This window comes from Pseudoalteromonas sp. S1608, from assembly GCF_005887265.1.
Taxonomy (GTDB): Bacteria; Pseudomonadota; Gammaproteobacteria; order Enterobacterales; family Alteromonadaceae; genus Pseudoalteromonas; species Pseudoalteromonas undina.
Genome location: NZ_PNDK01000020.1, coordinates 1 through 17,885, shown reverse-complemented (window position 1 = coordinate 17,885; position 17,885 = coordinate 1). Strand labels below are relative to the sequence as shown.

Below are 17,885 nucleotides of genomic sequence, written 5' to 3'. Positions count from 1 at the left end.
AGCAAGCACTGCTTATTATCTATGCAAGCATTGACTTAGTACATATCTAACTCAAGGTAACTCTAACACTGTTTGTTTTTCGAAAAGTCAAAATGCGTTATGGCGGCTTGATTGAAAGTGAAAAACAACTTGTCCTTCTAATCCATACCAAGAGCAACTGAGATAAACGTCAATCTTAGCAGTAAACATATTTTTTTATAAAGGATTCAAAATGAAAGCGCGCATTCACCTTATATCTACTTATCAAAGGGTTTTTAAAAAGCCTTTGTTTGGGATGTTGATGGTTTTTTCACTCTGGGGAACTAACAGCGCCATTGCTGCAACTTCACTTGAAGCCGCAATACCGCAGAGCAGTTTATTTGATGTGCTAAGTGCGCGAGCTAAAAAGCTTGCTGAACAAGATTACATTGCACCAAAAGAAATACAGTTAGATGCGCTTAATAGTATTGATTATCAAGACTACCGCTCAATCCGCTTTAAGCAAGACCAATCGGTATGGAAAGATGAAGGGCTTTATGAGCTGCAATTATTTCACCCCGGTTTTTTATATAAAACGCCAGTAAAAATCAATATCGTTGATCAAAATGCAAAACTTAGCCGCCTTCCATTTAGCACAGAGTTTTATCAATATGATGGAACAGCAGCACACCTAAAAGATGAAATAGCAAAAAGTATTGAAGGTACGCAGTTAGGGCATGCTGGTTTTAGATTACATTACCCATTAAATAACGATGACTATAAAGATGAGGTTATGGTATTTCAGGGCGCTTCTTATTTTCGCTTAGTTGGGCCTAACCAAGTTTATGGTTTATCTGCACGAGGACTGGCGATTGATACCGCACAAACATCTGGTGAAGAGTTTCCTTCATTCAAAGAATTCTGGTTAGTTAAACCAACACCCGAGCAAACTAATATTACTATTTTTGCTTTACTTGATAGTCCATCAGTAGCGGGAACTTACAAGTTTGAGATAGACCCTAACACGCAGACAAGTGTTAGCGTCGACATGCAAATTTTTGCCCGTAAAGATGTTAAAAAGCTTGGTATAGCACCATTAACGAGTATGTTTTATCACGGTGAAAATAGTACCAAGTTTTTTGATGATTATCGCCCTGAAGTACACGACTCAGACGGTTTGCTCACGCAATCACAAGAAGGTAACTGGGTATGGCGTCCACTTAATAATCCATCCCAACTTAGCGTAACCTCTTTTTCATATGAAAATCCTAAAGGCTTTGGCCTTGCACAGCGTGACCGTGACTTTAATAACTACTTTGATATAGAAGCGCATTATCATGACCGCCCTAGCTTTTGGATAGAACCACAAGGTGAATGGGGGAATGGTCGTGTTGAGCTTGTTGAGATTCCAACAGATACTGAAACTAACGATAATATTGTAAGTTATTGGGTTCCTGAAAAGCCGTTCAAAGCAGGAGAAGCATTAAAGTTTAGCTACAAAATATCGACCTTTAATGATTATCTAAGCCAAAATAATTTGGCTAAAGTGGCTAGAACACGCATTGGCAGTGCAGCATTGCCTGGTGAAGATAACCCACCTCCAAAGAGCCATCGTCAGTTTACTGTTGACTTTACTGGCCCTGATATCAATCAATTATCTGAAAAATTAGTACTTAGCGCAGACTTGCAACTTACCACAGGTGAAGCGCGTGATATTACAGTGCAAAAGCTACCAAAATCATTAGGCTGGCGAGTTGCCTTCAAAGTCGCCCCAAAAGACAGTAATCCTGTAGATATGCGTTTATCGCTAAAACTACGTAACAAAGCAGTGAGCGAGGTATGGAGCTATGTTTGGTATCCAAATGACATCAAGTAAACAAAGTACTGGCACACCAATGCCTTTTAAAACACTTCGCGTATGGTTATTTGCTATAGCTGCTATTGGCCTCTCAGGCTATGGCATTTCAATTATGTTTGAAATTTTAAACTCAAATGGCATGACCTTGCTTGAGTATGCACTGCTTGCTTTGTTTTCTATTACCTTTGCTTGGATAGTCACCGCGTTTTGTAGTGGTTGCATTGGGTTTATACTACAGCTACTTCGTATAGATCCGCTCACGCTTAAAAGAATAAAACCGGTCTCCATTAACAATGAAGCACTATCACAGCAAAAAACGGCTGTAGTTATGCCTATTTATAATGAAGATACCCATAGAGTTATTGCGGGCTTTGAAGTGAGCTTGCAATCGTTAAAAGCCACTGGGCAATTAAAACACTTTGATTTTTATTTACTGAGCGATACACAAGACGCAACTATTGCTAGTAATGAATTAAGCGCATGGCATGCTTTATGTGAACGTCTTGGCGATACAGCAAAACAGATATTTTACCGTCGTCGTGAAGATAATAAACATCGTAAAGTAGGTAACTTAACCGATTTTTGTGAACGTTGGGGTAGCCAATACGAGCATATGATTGTATTGGATGCTGATAGTGTGATGACGGGTCAATGCATGCTAGAACTCACTACTAGCATGCTGAATAACCCACAAGCGGGATTGATTCAAACTATTCCTATTCCTGTGCGCCAAGATACTTTTTTTGGACGCTTTTTACAGTTTGCTTCGATTCTTTATAGCCCAATGTTAGCTACTGGCTCTGCTTTTTGGCAAACCGATAAAGCCAATTACTGGGGGCATAATGCCATCATTCGTGTTAGTGCGTTTATTGATTGCTGTGGCTTGCCAACACTCAAAGGTAAAGCCCCCTTTGGTGGAGAAATTTTAAGCCATGATTTTGTGGAAGCTTCTCTATTACATAGCGCAAATTGGGACGTATTATTACTTGCCGATATTGAAGGCAGTTATGAAGAGGTTCCCAGTAATATCTTAGATTATGCTGTACGAGACAGACGTTGGGTTCAGGGTAATATTCAGCACCTAGGTTTACTTTCATCAGCAAAGCTAAAGCTAATGAGCAAACTGCACTTTTTACTGGGTGCAACAGCGTATATTTCATCTCTTATTTGGTTGTCTATGCTGGCATTAAGTACCATAGATGCGGTAACACGTGCTTTAAATAGTGATGTCTACTTTAATCGTGCCTATCAGTTATTTCCGACTTGGCAAATAGCCAAAACAGATCTCATTGACTCATTACTTTACCTAACAATTATTATTTTGTTATTACCTAAACTTATGGGCGTCATTGTTACTTTAGTGCACCGTAAAAAGCGCTTTGGTGGTGCATTAAAGCTCATTTTAGGATCTGTAATTGAAACCATTTTTGCTATTATTGTGGCACCATTGATGATGGTATTTCATGCGTACTTTGTAGTCTGTGTATTTTTAGGCAAAAAAGTAAAATGGGATGCTCAACCGCGTGAAGGTAGAATGGTGCCATGGAAAGAAGCGTTTGGTTATACATTGTTTTCTTCGCTTGTTGCCATTGTATGGGGTAGCGTTGCTTATTACTTTACACCGGTCTTTTTTTGGTGGTTATCTCCTATTTTATTAGGGCTCATCCTCGCTGCTCCTATTGTGCGTTACTCAAGTAGTATCAAGCTAGGCATTAAGCTAAGGCAGTGGGGCATTTTCCTCTGCCCGAGTGAAGTAGATGACGATGCAACATTAGCGGCTCTTAAAGTACACCTCAAAGAGATAGCCGTTCCACCTGTAGGGCGTTATTCAACAGCAACACCGCTGTTACCATTAGAACATAAAGTGACAATGCCTATTCAGAACTTTAGTAGTGAATCACATCGAAAGAAGTTTAAAGCACTCATCACAAAAACTGCTAATAAGCTAAGTTAATGCCACTACAAATAAAAAAGGAGCAACCTTGTGTTGCTCCTTTTTTTTAGCTGCGTTTACACTTATTTTTAAGCCATGTTCATTTAATACGACGGGCTTCATTATCTTTAAATCAATCATGCTTTATAAAAGTTAAACAATAAAAAACCCGCAGCAAGTGCGGGTTTTTTTAAAGAGTTAGAGTGCTAATTACTTAGCAGCATTTTTCTCTTTTTCTGCAGCGATTACAGTATCAGCTACGTTTTGTGGACATGCAGCGTAGTGTGAGAACTCCATAGAGAACTGACCACGACCAGATGTCATTGTACGTAGTGAACCGATGTAACCGAACATTTCTGATAACGGTACGTCAGCTTTAATACGAACGCCAGTTAAACCAGCTTCTTGATTGCTTAGCATACCACGACGACGGTTAAGGTCACCAATTACATCACCTACGTGATCTTCTGGTGTGAACACGTCAACTTTCATGATTGGCTCAAGAAGTTGTGCACCCGCTTTAGGGATAGACTGACGGAAAGCGCCTTTAGCAGCGATTTCGAAAGCAATTGCAGATGAATCCACGGCGTGGAAGCCACCGTCGAAAAGCTCAACTTCAACGTCAAGTACTGGGAAGCCAGCTAGAACACCTTCACCCATCATTGATTTGAAGCCTTTCTCAACTGCAGGCCAGAATTCTTTAGGTACGTTACCACCAACAACTGATGAAGTGAACGCGAAACCTGAACCCACTTCGCCTGGCTTGATGCGGTAATCGATTTTACCGAACTGACCAGAACCACCAGATTGTTTCTTATGCGTGTAGCTATCTTCGATTTCACGAGTGATAGTTTCACGGTAAGCAACCTGTGGTTGACCAACGATAAGGTCTACACCGTAAGTACGCTTAAGGATATCTACTTTGATATCTAAGTGAAGCTCACCCATACCTTTAAGGATAGTTTCGCCTGAATCTTCATCAGTCTCAACTTGGAAAGATGGATCTTCTGCAACCATTTTACCGATAGCAACACCCATTTTCTCATTACCGCCTTTATCTTTAGGCTGTACAGCAATCGAGATTACTGGAGTTGGGAATACCATTGGCTCAAGTGTTACTGGGTGCTTAGGATCACATAGAGTGTGACCAGTTTGCACGTTTTTCATACCAACGATAGCGATGATATCGCCCGCTTGTGCTGTAGTAAGCTCTTTACGCTCATCTGCTTGCATCTCAACCATACGGCCAACACGCTCAGTTTTACCTGTAAATGCATTAAGGATAGTGTCACCCTTGTTAAGCACACCAGAGTAGATACGTACGAATGTTAACGCACCAAAACGGTCATCCATGATTTTGAATGCTAACGCTTTGAAAGGTTCGTCTGCAGATACAATTGCATGCTCGCCGTTTTCGTTACCTTCTTCATCCATAAGAGGTTGAGGATCAACTTCTGTAGGTGCAGGTAAGTAATCTACTACTGCGTCAAGAACAAGTTGCATACCTTTGTTTTTGAATGCAGAACCACAGAACGTAGGGAAGAATGCAAGGTCACGAGTACCTTTACGGATACAACGCTTGATATCTTCAACTGAAGGTACTTCACCTTCCATGTATGCTTCCATTAGGTCATCGTCTTGCTCTACAGCAGTCTCGATAAGCATTTCATGGTATTCGTCAACTTTGTCTACCATGTCTGCAGGAACGTCTTCGATTTTGTAGTTTTCAGGAAGACCAGTGTCATCCCAAACGTATGCTTGCTTGTTTAAAACGTCAACAACACCTACGAATTCATCTTCAATACCAATTGGTAAAGTCATGATAAGTGGAGTAGCACCAAGTACTTTTTGTACTTGCGCTGTTACACGGTAAAAATCAGCACCCATACGGTCTAATTTGTTTACGAAGATGATACGTGCAACACCTGATTCGTTCGCGTAGCGCCAGTTAGTTTCTGATTGTGGCTCAACACCACCAGAACCACAGAATACACCCACACCGCCATCTAATACTTTAAGTGAACGGTAAACTTCAACTGTGAAGTCAACGTGTCCAGGAGTATCGATAACGTTAAAACGGTGATCTTTCCAGAAACAGCTTACTGCCGCAGACTGGATAGTAATACCGCGCTCAGCTTCTTGATCCATGAAATCGGTAGTCGATTCACCATCATGAACCTCACCTGTTTTGTGGATAGTACCTGTAAGCTTTAGGATACGCTCAGTAGTTGTGGTTTTACCCGCATCAACGTGCGCGAAAATACCAATGTTTCTGTACTTCGATAAATCTGCCATTAATTTTACTCTTAATAAAGTCGATAAATTATTCGGCGGGAGTATAGCATTACTTAAAGCGAACATCACCATAGAAGTCGCTTAAAATGCAATCAATTTATAAAAAACTTGCTTTAAAGATATTTTGGGGTATGAGATAGGCTTGATAGGGGCCCGTTATAAACTGAATTTAAATGACTTAAGTGCTTAATAAGTGCAATGCAGTGATGGCATGAAGCATATAAAATTATTTTGCTCCATGCCCATCATTAGTAAAATTACTCAAAAGTCATGGTTTTGACTTTGTCGTTAATAACTAAATTACCCGCCGTTTTGGCTTTAATTTCATCAACACTTACTCCTGGAGCGCATTCTAACAAGTGAAAAGCGCCGTCTTTAATTTCTAATAAAGCGAGATCCGTAATTACTTTATTAATACAGGCAACACCGGTTAGTGGCAGGCTACATTCACTTAATAGTTTTGACTCACCATGTTTGTTTGCATGGGTCATGGTGCAAATAATATTTTTTGCCCCAGCCACTAAATCCATCGCTCCGCCCATACCTTTAACCAGCTTGTTAGGAATCATCCAACTAGCAATGTTGCCATTTTGGTCAACTTCAAAAGCCCCCAAAACAGTTAAATCAACATGCCCACCGCGGATCATGGCAAAGCTTTCTGCAGAATTAAAAATAGCGGCACCCGTAGCTGCGGTTACTGTTTCCTTCCCCGCGTTGATCATATCCGCATCCACTGAGTCAGCGTGTGGATATGGCCCCATTCCTAAGAGGCCATTTTCCGATTGCAACATCACCTCAATGCCTTCAGGCACATAATTCGCGACAAGTGTTGGTATACCAATGCCTAAATTGACGTAGTAGCCATCTTCGAGTTCCATCGCCACGCGTTTTGCTATTTGCTCTCGTGTTAATGCCATAACTATATACTCCTTATTGCTCGGCCGGTTGCGTTGTGATTTTTTCAATCCGTTTTTCAAATTCACCTTTAATAACACGGTCAATATAAATACCGGGTGTATGAATTTGGCTTGGCTCAAGCTCGCCAGGCTCTACAATTTCTTCAACTTCGAGCACGGTAATTTTACCAGCAGTGGCTGCCATAGGATTAAAGTTCATCGCCGTATGACGATAAATACAATTTCCATAGCGATCCGCTTTCCAGGCTTTTACAATAGCAAAATCACCGGTAATACTCGGCTCAAGTAAGTAATCACGGCCGTTAATATTGCGTGTTTCTTTGCCTTCGGCGACCGGAGTGCCCACACCGGTTGCGGTATAAAAGGCAGGAATGCCCGCACCACCAGCACGCATTTTTTCAGCTAATGTTCCTTGTGGCGTCAATTCAACATCTAACTCACCATTCAGTAACTGCTGCTCAAATAACCCATTTTCGCCCACATACGAGGCAATCATTTTACTAATTTGCTTGTCTTCAAGTAACAACCCTAATCCAAAGCCATCAACACCACAGTTGTTCGACACTAAGGTTAAGTCTCGGGTGCCTTGGCGCTTAATCTGTGCAATTAATCCCTCAGGAATACCACATAAACCAAAACCACCAGCAATAATAGTCATCCCGTCTTCAAGCCCTGCCATTGCTTCACTGTAGCTTGTTACTACTTTATCAAAACCTGCCATAATAACCCCTATTGTGCTGTCCAGCCGCCATCAATGGCGATCGCTTGAGCGGTAATATTTCGTGCGGCATCTGCCATTAAAAATGTCACGGTATGGTGTATTTCATCAAGCCCTATAAACGCCTTTTTTGGCATGGGTGCTAACATAATCGTGTCGATTACTTGCTGCTCTGAAATGCCATGCTCTTTTGCCTGCGACGCAATTTGCTGTTCAACCAAAGGCGTTTTCACATAAGCGGGGCAAACGGTATTTATAGTGATATTGGCATCCCCTGTTTCAAGCGCCATGGTTTTCGTGAAGCCAATTAAGCCATGCTTTGCTGCAATATAAGCAGACTTATATTTAGAAGCCACCATAGCGTGAATAGAACCAATATTAATGATTCGACCAAAGTTTTGCTCACGCATACGCGGCAATACCGCTTTACTCATCATTGCGGGGCCTACCAACATCACTTGCTGTAAGAGCAGCCACTTATCTGCAGGAAAGTCTTCAAGTTTTGCCACATGCTGTATTCCTGCATTATTAATTAATACATCGATAGGTTGCGTAAAGGTGTTAAAAAAGTCCTCAATCGCTTGGCTATCAGCAACGTTAAGTGCGTAACCATGAGCGTTACCACCCTGATTAACTATTTTTTGCGCTGCTTGTTGAGCCTGTTGCTCATTAAGATCGGTAACAATAATAGTATGCCCAGCAAGAGCTAACTGCTCAGCAATATAAAACCCTATTCCACTAGCTGCACCGGTAATTAAAACGTTTTGACTCATACTGCTATTCCTCTAAAAACTCACTTATAAGCTGCGCTTTAGGCAAGATTGAAAAAATGCCATCCAAATGTCCCCAACCGCCTTCAATTTCAGAAAGCTGAACGTCTTTCCCCAGCGACTTCATTGACTCATACACGGTTCGCATATTTTCAGGGCGTAGAAGTAGGTCATTGGTGGCAGGTAATAACAATGTTTTAGCGCTGACCTTTTTAAGTGCTGTACTTAAGTCTTGCTCCATACCGGCAGTAAACAGTTGTGATGCCCGTACCAAATACAATACGTGATTTGCATCTTGGGCTTTTGCTCTTGCCATGGCTCTTTGCGCCAGTGTTTGGCTTAATTTTGGCAAGGTACGAATGTCTTTTAACGCGCCTTCATCAAGTACGTTAAAGTCAGGGAAGCTAGCGTTATAAATAATCGGGTGCATCGCATCTTGGGTAATATTAAGCATGGTGGCGGCAAGTCCATCTAATGGGCGTTCCTTGTCGTAGTAATTACCTTGCCGCCAGTTTTTATCTAACCGAATTGGCAATGCCCACTTTTCAAGGGCAGCGACTGTCCATGCATCCATTTTTGCAGCGCCAATCACATGAATTAATCGCTCTACTTTATCTGGGTAACGCGTTGCCCACTCAAGAGCTTGAAACGACCCCATTGATGCGCCCATCACGGCATGTAACTTAGTGATACCTAGACTTTCGAGTAAACGCTTTTGCACATTCACAAAGTCAGTAATCGTAACCACAGGAAAATCTAAACCATATGGTTTACCTGTTTTGGGATTAGTTGACGCTGGGCCTGTGGTGATGACATTTTCATCATGCCAGTTGGCATTGACTAAGGTGTCAGAGCTGATCACAAAATACTTGTTAGTATCTATGGCTTTTCCTGGGCCAATTAACGCATCCCAGTACCCTGCTGCGGCGTCGTCGGCTGAATATTTACCTGCAGCATGAGAGGTTCCAGAAAAATAATGAGTGATCAAAATCACATTATCTTTGGCTTCGTTAAGCTCACCATAACTTTCCCAGCCAATATCAACCTGTGGCAACGTTGTACCTGAAACCGTTGTGAAGTTTTCAGTGCTAAAATGTTGCTTTTCTACTAGTAATGGCTCTGCTTTATCAGCGCCAAACACGGTACTACTAAATAAAAACAGCAACCCTATTATTAATATTATTCTCATTGCAATTCCTTAAAAAGTGATGAATAAGCTTAGTGCAAGAGCCACCCCAACCAATGGGATAACCACGGTCAATGCAGCTAATGGCCAATAAGCGCGTTGATGCGTTTCTTTACAAATGGCCCTGATGGTTGTGACCACGTAGCCATTATGTGGCAGGCTATCTAATGCACCAGAACTAATAGCAACCACTCTGTGTAATTGCTCTGGATTAACTCCCATATCCAAATATCCAGGAGCCACAAGCGGTAGTGCAATCGCTTGCCCGCCGGATGCTGACCCCGTTAACCCAGCTATGACGCTCACTGCAACAGCAGCCCCCACCAGCTCATTACCTGGCATATGAGTCATAGCATCAACAGCAGCAATAAAAGCCGGTGATACTTTAGCCACAGCGCCAAACCCAACTACAGCTGCAGTGTTACCTATCGCCACTAAGGCACCAGTGGTACCCATATTGATTGCATTGGCCATGTTATGGAAATACTTATAATTAATGACCACAATACTCAAAACACCACCAAGCAGCGCCACAATCAGCGCAGTTTGCTGTAAAACATCATGTAATATAAATGATAGAAGTAGCACCACCAGCAAAGGAATAACCCCGGTGATTGGGTGCGGCCGCTTACGCTCTAAAATAACTGGATCGTCGTCTCTAGCAGCAAAGCGCTCCCCTTTGGCAACCGCCTTTTTAATCATTTTATTTAGCCAAAAGTAACCTACTGTCGCCATAAAAATAGCCACCACTAAGCTTACTTCCCACGCGGCATAAGGTGAGGTACCTAAATGCTTTACGGGTATCCAATTTTGAATTTCAGGCGAGCCTGCAGAGGTCATAGTAAACGTCACTGAACCAAACGCTAACGTTGCAGGTATAAAGCGCCGTGGCAAATCAGCGTCTTTAAATAAACTGAGCGCCATCGGGTAAACCGAAAACGCCACAATGAATACGCTGACTCCGCCATAAGTCAGTACGGCACAAGCAATCACCACCGCGAGCACCGCATGCTTCATACCTAATTTGCCAACAATGTAACTGGCTACACTGTCTGCTGCGCCTGTATCTTCCATAAATTTACCGAACAACGAGCCCAGCAAAAACATAAAAAACCATGCGCTTAAAAATCCAGCAAAGCCATCCATATACGCGTTAATAAAATTACTATCGGCAGTCACCGGGAATATAGCCATCCCACTAGTTAGTGCAACCAACAATGCACATATTGGCGCGGCAATAAATAAATTGACCCCACGCAACGTTAAAATTATTAGCAGTATTAAACCGCCTAACAGCCCTATCATGCTCAGCATAGACATTCCTATAATTATTGTTATTACCCAGATGAGGTGACATCGCAGTAACTGCTGTTAGTTTTATCGCTCAGCGAAAATAAAGACATAACACTAAGGTACTACATGCTTTAAATTTGGCTTAAAAGCAAGATAAGTCAAGGTGTTAAAAACATATAGCACTATGGTACTAATTCATTTTTTAACACTATCTTCTACATTAAGTGCAGGTGACATGAGCAAACAAATAATCAACTAATAACAACAGGAACACACCAATGATAAAGCTCAAACAAAATATCACACCCGTTACACTCGCTGTTTCACTGGCCTTATTAAGCACAACAAGTGTGGCAGCTGAACAAGCCTCTACAGTAAAAAAAGCAGAGTTAGAGCGAATAGAAGTAACCGCTCGCAAAACCGTTGAAAACTTACAAGAAGTCCCGGTTGCCGTAACCTCAATTGGCGCACAAGAATTAGCAGAAAATGGCATTAGTGTGATGACCGAGGTACAGCAGTTTTCGCCCAACACCACACTACAATCAAGCCGAGGCACTAACTCTACTATCACTGCGTTTATTCGCGGTGTAGGTCAGCAAGACCCTCTCTGGGGTTATGAACCTGGTGTAGGTATTTACATTGATGATGTATACATCGCCCGCCCGCAAGGTGCCGTGCTCGACTTACTTGATGTGCAGCAAATTGAAGTATTACGTGGCCCGCAAGGTACCCTGTATGGCAAAAACACTATTGGTGGTGCAGTAAAGTATGTCACCAAAGAAATGAGCGGAGATGCAACGCTAAATATTCAAGGCACCGTAGGCAGCTACAGCCAAAAAGATTTAAAAGTTACTGGACAGCTCCCACTTATTGACGAAGAACTCTATGTTGGTTTTGGTTTTGCCACATTGAACCGTGATGGCTATGGTGAATTTTTAACGTCTGCGCTTGATAACCAAGATCGCGAAAACTACAACAAAGATGTTACCGCTGCACGGGTTACGCTAGAGTACACCCCAACCGATGACTTATTCTTTCGTTTAGCGTGGGATAAAACCGATGATGACTCTAACGCGAAAGGCGGGTATCGCTTACTTCCAAGCATATTAACTAATGCACCTGTGCCAGATAGCGTGTATGACTCTTATACTAGTTTACCAACATGGAACAAAGTAGAACTTGAAGGTATGAGCTTAACTGCTCGCTGGGATATGAGCGCAAACACCAGCATTAAATACGTTGCAGCAACAAGAGAAAGCTATTCACCAACCAATATCGACTTTGATAATACCTCTTTACCTATTTTTGATGTTCCAGCCATTTATGACGATGAACAAACCACGCATGAATTGCAGCTAAATCACAGTGGCGATGACTACAAATTAGTATCGGGCTTATATTACTATGATGGTGAATCTTGCGGCCAGTTTGAGGCTGTACTAGGTGTGCTTGGTCAAAGTTTAGGGGCCCCTGGGCTTACTCGTGAAGTAAGCGGTTGTAGCAACTCCACCAGCAAAGCAGCTTATATACAAGGAAGCTATGACTTTGATGAAAAATGGTCAATGACTCTAGGCGCACGCTATACCAAAGACAGCAAAGAAGCGATTGTAAATAATGGTCTTATTTTTGACGTTGTTTATCCTGAATCAGGTTGGATCCCAGGCTATGTACGCCCTGAAGGCCAATTAGTGCCTACCGTACTCGATGACAGCGAAGATTGGTCACGCTTTACACCTCGTGCCGGTGTGGAATACCAATACAATAACGACATTATGTTTTTTGCTAGTTACTCGCAAGGCTTTAAATCAGGGACATTTAATCCACGAGCTACAACAGCAGAACCAGCAGCAAGACCCGAAGTAGTTGACTCAATTGAGTTAGGCATGAAAAGCGAATGGAATGATAATTTACGCGCAAACTTAACCGTATTCACACTTGATCACAAGGATCGTCAGTATATTTCGGTATTACCTGGTGACAGCGCCGCAGATTTAAACCAGCGCTTAGGTAATATTGGCGAGTCTAAGTCTGATGGCGTTGAATTAGAACTTAGCTATATTGCAAGCGATGCACTAACTTTCGACGCGTCAATAGGTTACATCGACAGTAGTTTTGAAAATGTAATTGATACCAACCCTGATACCGGGGAAACATTTGATAAATCAGACCGTTTTAGTGTTTCAAACACCCCAGATCTAACTTTCAACTTAGGTGCTACCTATCGTTTATACACAGAAATGGGCGACTTCGTTATAAATGGTAATTACTATCACCGTGGTGATTACGCACTGTTCGAAGAAGATAGCCTCTTAACACAAGACGCCTACGGATTATTAAATATTGGTGTTACTTGGTACAGCACAGATGGCCATTGGACTGCGGGTATTTATGGTAAAAACCTAACCGATGAAGAATACATGATTGGTGGTTATCAGTTCGTGGCTCCTGATCCGTCAGATCCAACTGATACCAGCAAATACACGCCGGGTCTTGGTGGAGACAATACCTTGATTGGTTACTACGGCGACCCTCGCACAATATCACTCACTGTGGGCTATCGTTTTTAAAATTTAATTTAAGCGTTAAGGTTTGTCTGTATATCCCCACAGACAAACCTTGTTTCACATCGCAAAATCACATATAACTTAATGCATTGGAGACTATTTGAAATGGCTTGTGCTGTGAATACCATAATTGCTGATGACCACCCTTTATTCAGAAGTGCGCTACGTCAAGCAGCAGCGACTTCTGTACCAGAACAATATATCAAAGAAACCAGCGATATCGACGGGTTGTTTAGCTTATTAAAATCACACCCCGAGATAGAGCTGATATTTTTAGATTTAACAATTCCTGGCGCCAATGGTTTACAAGCGCTCTCGCAACTAAGAAATCAATACCCTGATATATTAATTATTATGGTATCGGCTAACGAAACCCCCACTATCATAAAACAAGCCATGAGCTTAGGTGCTGCAGGCTATATTCCAAAGTCATCATCCCTTGATGTGATCAGTGAAGCCATTGAACATGTACTCAATGGCGACTCTTGGTTGCCAACAGATATTGACTTAACTGATGTGGTTGTTAATGACGAACAGAGCAATTTTGCCCGCAACCTAGAAAAACTCACTCCACAGCAATACCGTGTACTCGCGATGATAGCCGACGGGCTTTTGAACAAACAAATTGCCTTTGAAATGTCGATTCAAGAAACCACCATAAAACAACATGTATCGGCCATTTTGCGAAAGCTGAATGTGTATAACCGTACCCAAGCAGGCATTTTGTTTAATCAGCTATCTCAAGTTGGTAAGTTAGAGGCGAGCTAATATAGTGTACGTCTCTAAGTCAGTCGTTTTATCATTCTTTTTAATGCCGGTGCTTTAAGTGGTTTGTACAATAAAGGATAACCTGCATCGAGTACGCGCTCGCGTATTTGCTCATCGTGGTTTGCAGTATTAACAATGGCAGGCAGCGTCATTAATCCTGCTTGTTCAATCACCTCAAGACCCGTTACACCGTCATCCAACTGATAATCAACAATAAGTAGCTGTGGTAGTGTATTTTCTGCTTTGAGTTGCTCAAGTTCAATTAAGTTAGTGGCCGTGGCAATTTCACAGCCCCAGTTTTCTAGCAACTGTTTCAGCGCTTCAAGTACATTACGATCGTTATCCACAAGCCAAATACATAAACGACCCAATTCAGTTTCTGAATTGGCAGGTACATGCGCAGTGGCTGGTGTTTTTAAACTAGGTTTGCATGGCATGGTTAAAGTAAATTGGGTGCCTTGATTAAGTTGCGACCCCATTACTAACGGGATCCCGAGTAAGTCACAAATTCGTTTGGTGATCGACAACCCTAAACCAAGTCCTTCAGCATTGGGTTTTTCACCCAATTGTTTAAATTCCTGATAAATACTCTGCTGATCACTAGTGGCAATACCTATGCCTGTGTCTTCAATCACAAACGACACATGGCGTTCATCAAGTAAGACTCTTAAGCGTACTTCACCGTGCTCAGTGTAGCGAATCGCATTACTTAGTAAGTTTCTTAGTACACGCTTAAGTAATGCTTTATCTGTGTAAATTCGCGCTTCACACGACTCAACAACAAAGCTGAGGCCTTTTTCTTGAGCAAGAGCTAAATAATCATTACGCAATGGCTCTATTAAACTACTCACATTAAATTCCGTTAGCTGTACTTTAAACGAGCCCGAATCGAGCTTAGTTAATTCCAAAATACTTGAAAGTAACTCTTCCGCACTGCCTAATGAATTTTTAATATTCATGGCTAGCTCTTTAAGCTCAGTATCTTGAGCTTTTTCGTTCATCAGCGAGCAAAACAAACTTGCTGCATTAAATGGCTGCAATAAATCGTGACTCGCTGCGGCAAAAAAACGCGTTTTACTTACTGTTGCTTGCTCTGCTACTTGCTTAGCTTTAGAAAGCGCTTGGTTAGCCTGTGTTAATGCCGCAGTTCGCGTAGCCACTTGTTCTTCAAGACTTAAATTAGCTTGTGTTAGCGCTTTTTGTTGTTTTACAAATTCACTTATGTCGGTATAGGTCGTTACAAATCCACCGCCAGGTAAAGGGTTACCTTGCATTTCAAATACTCGCCCATCGTTGTGAGCACGCTGATATTTATAAGCACTACCTTGCTTTAAATACGCTAAACGCTTATCAACTTCAGTATTAATATCCTCACCACGAAATAAGCCTCGCTCAGCGTTAAAGCGAATAATATCGGCAACAGGTCGGCCTATATACAAAGCACTTTCAGGATAATTAAACATCTGCTTATAACCTTGATTCCAGGCTACCAAACGAAGTTCCCTATCAACTACGCTAATGCCTTGCTGAATATTTTCAATGGTAGATTGCAGCAAATCACGATTAAATTTAAGTACTTGGCTAGCTTCATCTACAAACTCGGCGACTTGTTCTAAAGGCTGACGCTGCTCATTTTTCGCTACATCTAAAATTAGCCGTGCTGATGCGCCACCAATAACCGCTGACATTTCACGCTCAACTAATAACTCAAGCTCAACATTAGCAATCCGCTTCCATTGGCTTTTTTCATGTGGGAAATACTGCTGCACTAAAGAGTGGCTCGCGTCTTTTTCAGCAAAACGCTGTAATAATGCACCTAGGTCTTCATAATTGAGTGGCTGTAATGCAGTGTTTAATCGCGAGTCGTTTAATTGTGAAATAAACTTATTGCTTTGCAGACGCTCAGCAAGCGTTGCACGGCTAAATAGTGGTACAAGCAAATACACTAGTGTATTAACCCCTAACGACAATAGTAATGATTGGCTTATACTTTCTAAACTCAATGAAAATAAATCAGTTGGAGCCAACCACTTAATATTCCACGGTCCTTCAACTAACCAACTGCTTTGGCTGCCTAAGCCACTAGCCAAGTTCGGTAGTAATAGAGTGTACCCCCAAATAACAAAGCCGCTTAAAATCCCAAACTGTGCACCACGACACGATGCGTGTCGCCACCACAAACCAATGATCATCGCAGGAGCAAATTGTGCCACCAAGGTAAACGACATTAACCCAACACTGGCTAGCGTGGTAGTTTCTGCAAGCACTCTATGAGTGAAATAGCTAAGTAACAATATCAGCACAATCACTATTTTACGCGCATGCAGCAAGTGATTTTTATCTAGCCCTCGGCTACTTGAAGTTAACTGTGAACGACGTAAGATAAACTGATTGATAAAATCGTTAGTGATCATCACCGACAAAACAATTGACGAGATGATTACCATACTGGTAGCCGCCGAAAAGCCACCTAAAAAGGCAAGTAAGGTTACCCCGCTATTGTCTGCCGCCATTGGCAACGCTAATACAAAGGTATCTTGACCTACACTATTGCCGTTAAAGTAAACCAGCCCCGCATAAGCAATGGGTAATATAAATAAATTAATGGCCAATAAATAAAGCGGAAATAACCACCGAGCGGTAGCCAGTTCATTATTATTGTTATTTTCAATAAAGCTCATATGAAACTGGCGTGGTAAACATAACGTTGCCAGTATCCCTAAAAAAGTATGCGCAACATATACATAAACAGGGCTTTGAGTTGCCGCAACTTGATTAGGTATATTTAGCGCTAGTGCTTGCTCGTAGAGTGCAACTGGGCTATCAAATAAAACAAAACAGACATATAAACCCACCCCAATAAAAGCCAGTAACTTTACTATTGATTCAAAGGCAATACTGGCGATTAGTCCAGGGTTATGCTCGCTAGGTTTAAGCCTTCGGGCACCAAATAAAATCGCAAATAAAGCCAATAATAAAGTGATATAAAACGTACTATCAGCCCACACTTGGTTACTTTGAGTAGGGGCTCGGTCGGTGACTAAGTTGATGCTCTGCGCAGTTGCACTTAGCTGAAGAGAAATATACGGCACAATCGCTATTACTGAAATAAGTGAGATCAGCCCTGACAGACTTGACGACTGCCCATATCTCGTAGCAATAAAATCAGCCAATGACGTGAGTTTTTGTTGTCGACAAATATGTGCAATACGGCAATACAATTGCCAGCCAAAAATAAATAATATAATAGTGCCCGCATAAGTTGGTGCTAACCACCAACCATTACTTGCGGCTTGCGCAGTTGTGCCATAAAAAGCCCATGAGGTACAATATACACCCAGTGACAGACCATAAATCATACCTTTGAATGGCAGCACCTTACGCCTATCTGCCCACCCCGCCACTGCAAATAATACTCCTAGGTACACCACGGCAATAAGGCTAATAAACCAAATAGAAAACATATTTTTGTTCTTGTTATTATTTTTATAATACTTAACTTAGCATAAGGAGAATTGCAGCAAAAATCAGCCCTTACTTTAGTGCTATAAATGAACAAAAAGTTAAAATAAGAATTATTTGCATTTAGATGTTGACAGTTACTTAGATCTAACTGATAATCAAT

At 41.7% G+C, this 17,885-nt stretch carries 11 protein-coding genes; 4 read left to right on the top strand and 7 right to left on the bottom strand.

The features are described 5' to 3' along the window. Nucleotides 1–211 precede the first annotated feature (211 nt). Nucleotides 212–1,834, top strand: a complete 1,623-nt coding sequence (locus CWB75_RS10365) for a glucan biosynthesis protein G (protein WP_138570599.1) — start codon at nucleotides 212–214, stop codon at nucleotides 1,832–1,834. Continuing rightward, nucleotides 1,806–3,770, top strand: coding sequence for a glucans biosynthesis glucosyltransferase MdoH (gene mdoH / locus CWB75_RS10360; RefSeq protein ID WP_138570598.1), 1,965 nt, complete (start codon nucleotides 1,806–1,808; stop codon nucleotides 3,768–3,770). The genes CWB75_RS10365 and mdoH overlap by 29 nt, the downstream gene beginning before the upstream one ends. Nucleotides 3,771–3,959: 189 nt before the next feature. Here mdoH and fusA read toward each other — a convergent pair whose 3' ends face one another. From fusA to CWB75_RS10330, 6 genes are all read right to left on the bottom strand, one after another. Next, nucleotides 3,960–6,044, bottom strand: a complete 2,085-nt coding sequence (gene fusA, locus CWB75_RS10355) for an elongation factor G (protein ID WP_138570597.1) — start codon at nucleotides 6,042–6,044, stop codon at nucleotides 3,960–3,962. A 257-nt stretch (nucleotides 6,045–6,301) separates the two neighbouring features. Beyond that, nucleotides 6,302–6,961, bottom strand: coding sequence for a CoA transferase subunit B (locus tag CWB75_RS10350; RefSeq protein WP_055012315.1), 660 nt, complete (start codon nucleotides 6,959–6,961; stop codon nucleotides 6,302–6,304). A 13-nt stretch (nucleotides 6,962–6,974) separates the two neighbouring features. After that, complete coding sequence (locus CWB75_RS10345) at nucleotides 6,975–7,682, bottom strand: CoA transferase subunit A (RefSeq protein ID WP_138570596.1); 708 nt, start codon at nucleotides 7,680–7,682, stop codon at nucleotides 6,975–6,977. An 8-nt stretch (nucleotides 7,683–7,690) separates the two neighbouring features. Then, the gene (locus CWB75_RS10340) at nucleotides 7,691–8,452 is read right to left on the bottom strand and encodes a 3-hydroxybutyrate dehydrogenase (protein ID WP_138570595.1); all 762 of its coding nucleotides are present in this window, start codon (nucleotides 8,450–8,452) and stop codon (nucleotides 7,691–7,693) included. Nucleotides 8,453–8,456: 4 nt separating this feature from the next. Continuing rightward, complete coding sequence (locus CWB75_RS10335) at nucleotides 8,457–9,638, bottom strand: E22 family MetX-like putative esterase (RefSeq protein ID WP_138570594.1); 1,182 nt, start codon at nucleotides 9,636–9,638, stop codon at nucleotides 8,457–8,459. A 9-nt stretch (nucleotides 9,639–9,647) separates the two neighbouring features. Continuing rightward, the gene (locus tag CWB75_RS10330) at nucleotides 9,648–10,949 is read right to left on the bottom strand and encodes a GntP family permease (RefSeq protein ID WP_010392249.1); all 1,302 of its coding nucleotides are present in this window, start codon (nucleotides 10,947–10,949) and stop codon (nucleotides 9,648–9,650) included. 257 nt (nucleotides 10,950–11,206) lie between these two features. Here CWB75_RS10330 and CWB75_RS10325 point away from each other — a divergent pair, with 257 nt between their 5' ends. Then, the gene (locus tag CWB75_RS10325; protein ID WP_138570593.1) at nucleotides 11,207–13,495 is read left to right on the top strand and encodes a TonB-dependent receptor; all 2,289 of its coding nucleotides are present in this window, start codon (nucleotides 11,207–11,209) and stop codon (nucleotides 13,493–13,495) included. Nucleotides 13,496–13,597: 102 nt separating this feature from the next. Continuing rightward, nucleotides 13,598–14,260, top strand: coding sequence for a response regulator transcription factor (locus tag CWB75_RS10320; protein ID WP_010392247.1), 663 nt, complete (start codon nucleotides 13,598–13,600; stop codon nucleotides 14,258–14,260). 14 nt (nucleotides 14,261–14,274) lie between these two features. Here the strand turns inward: CWB75_RS10320 and CWB75_RS10315 are convergent, their stop codons facing one another. Continuing rightward, a complete protein-coding gene (locus CWB75_RS10315) occupies nucleotides 14,275–17,724 on the bottom strand; it encodes a PAS domain-containing hybrid sensor histidine kinase/response regulator (RefSeq protein WP_138570592.1) in 3,450 nt (1,149 codons plus the stop codon). Nucleotides 17,725–17,885 lie beyond the last annotated feature (161 nt).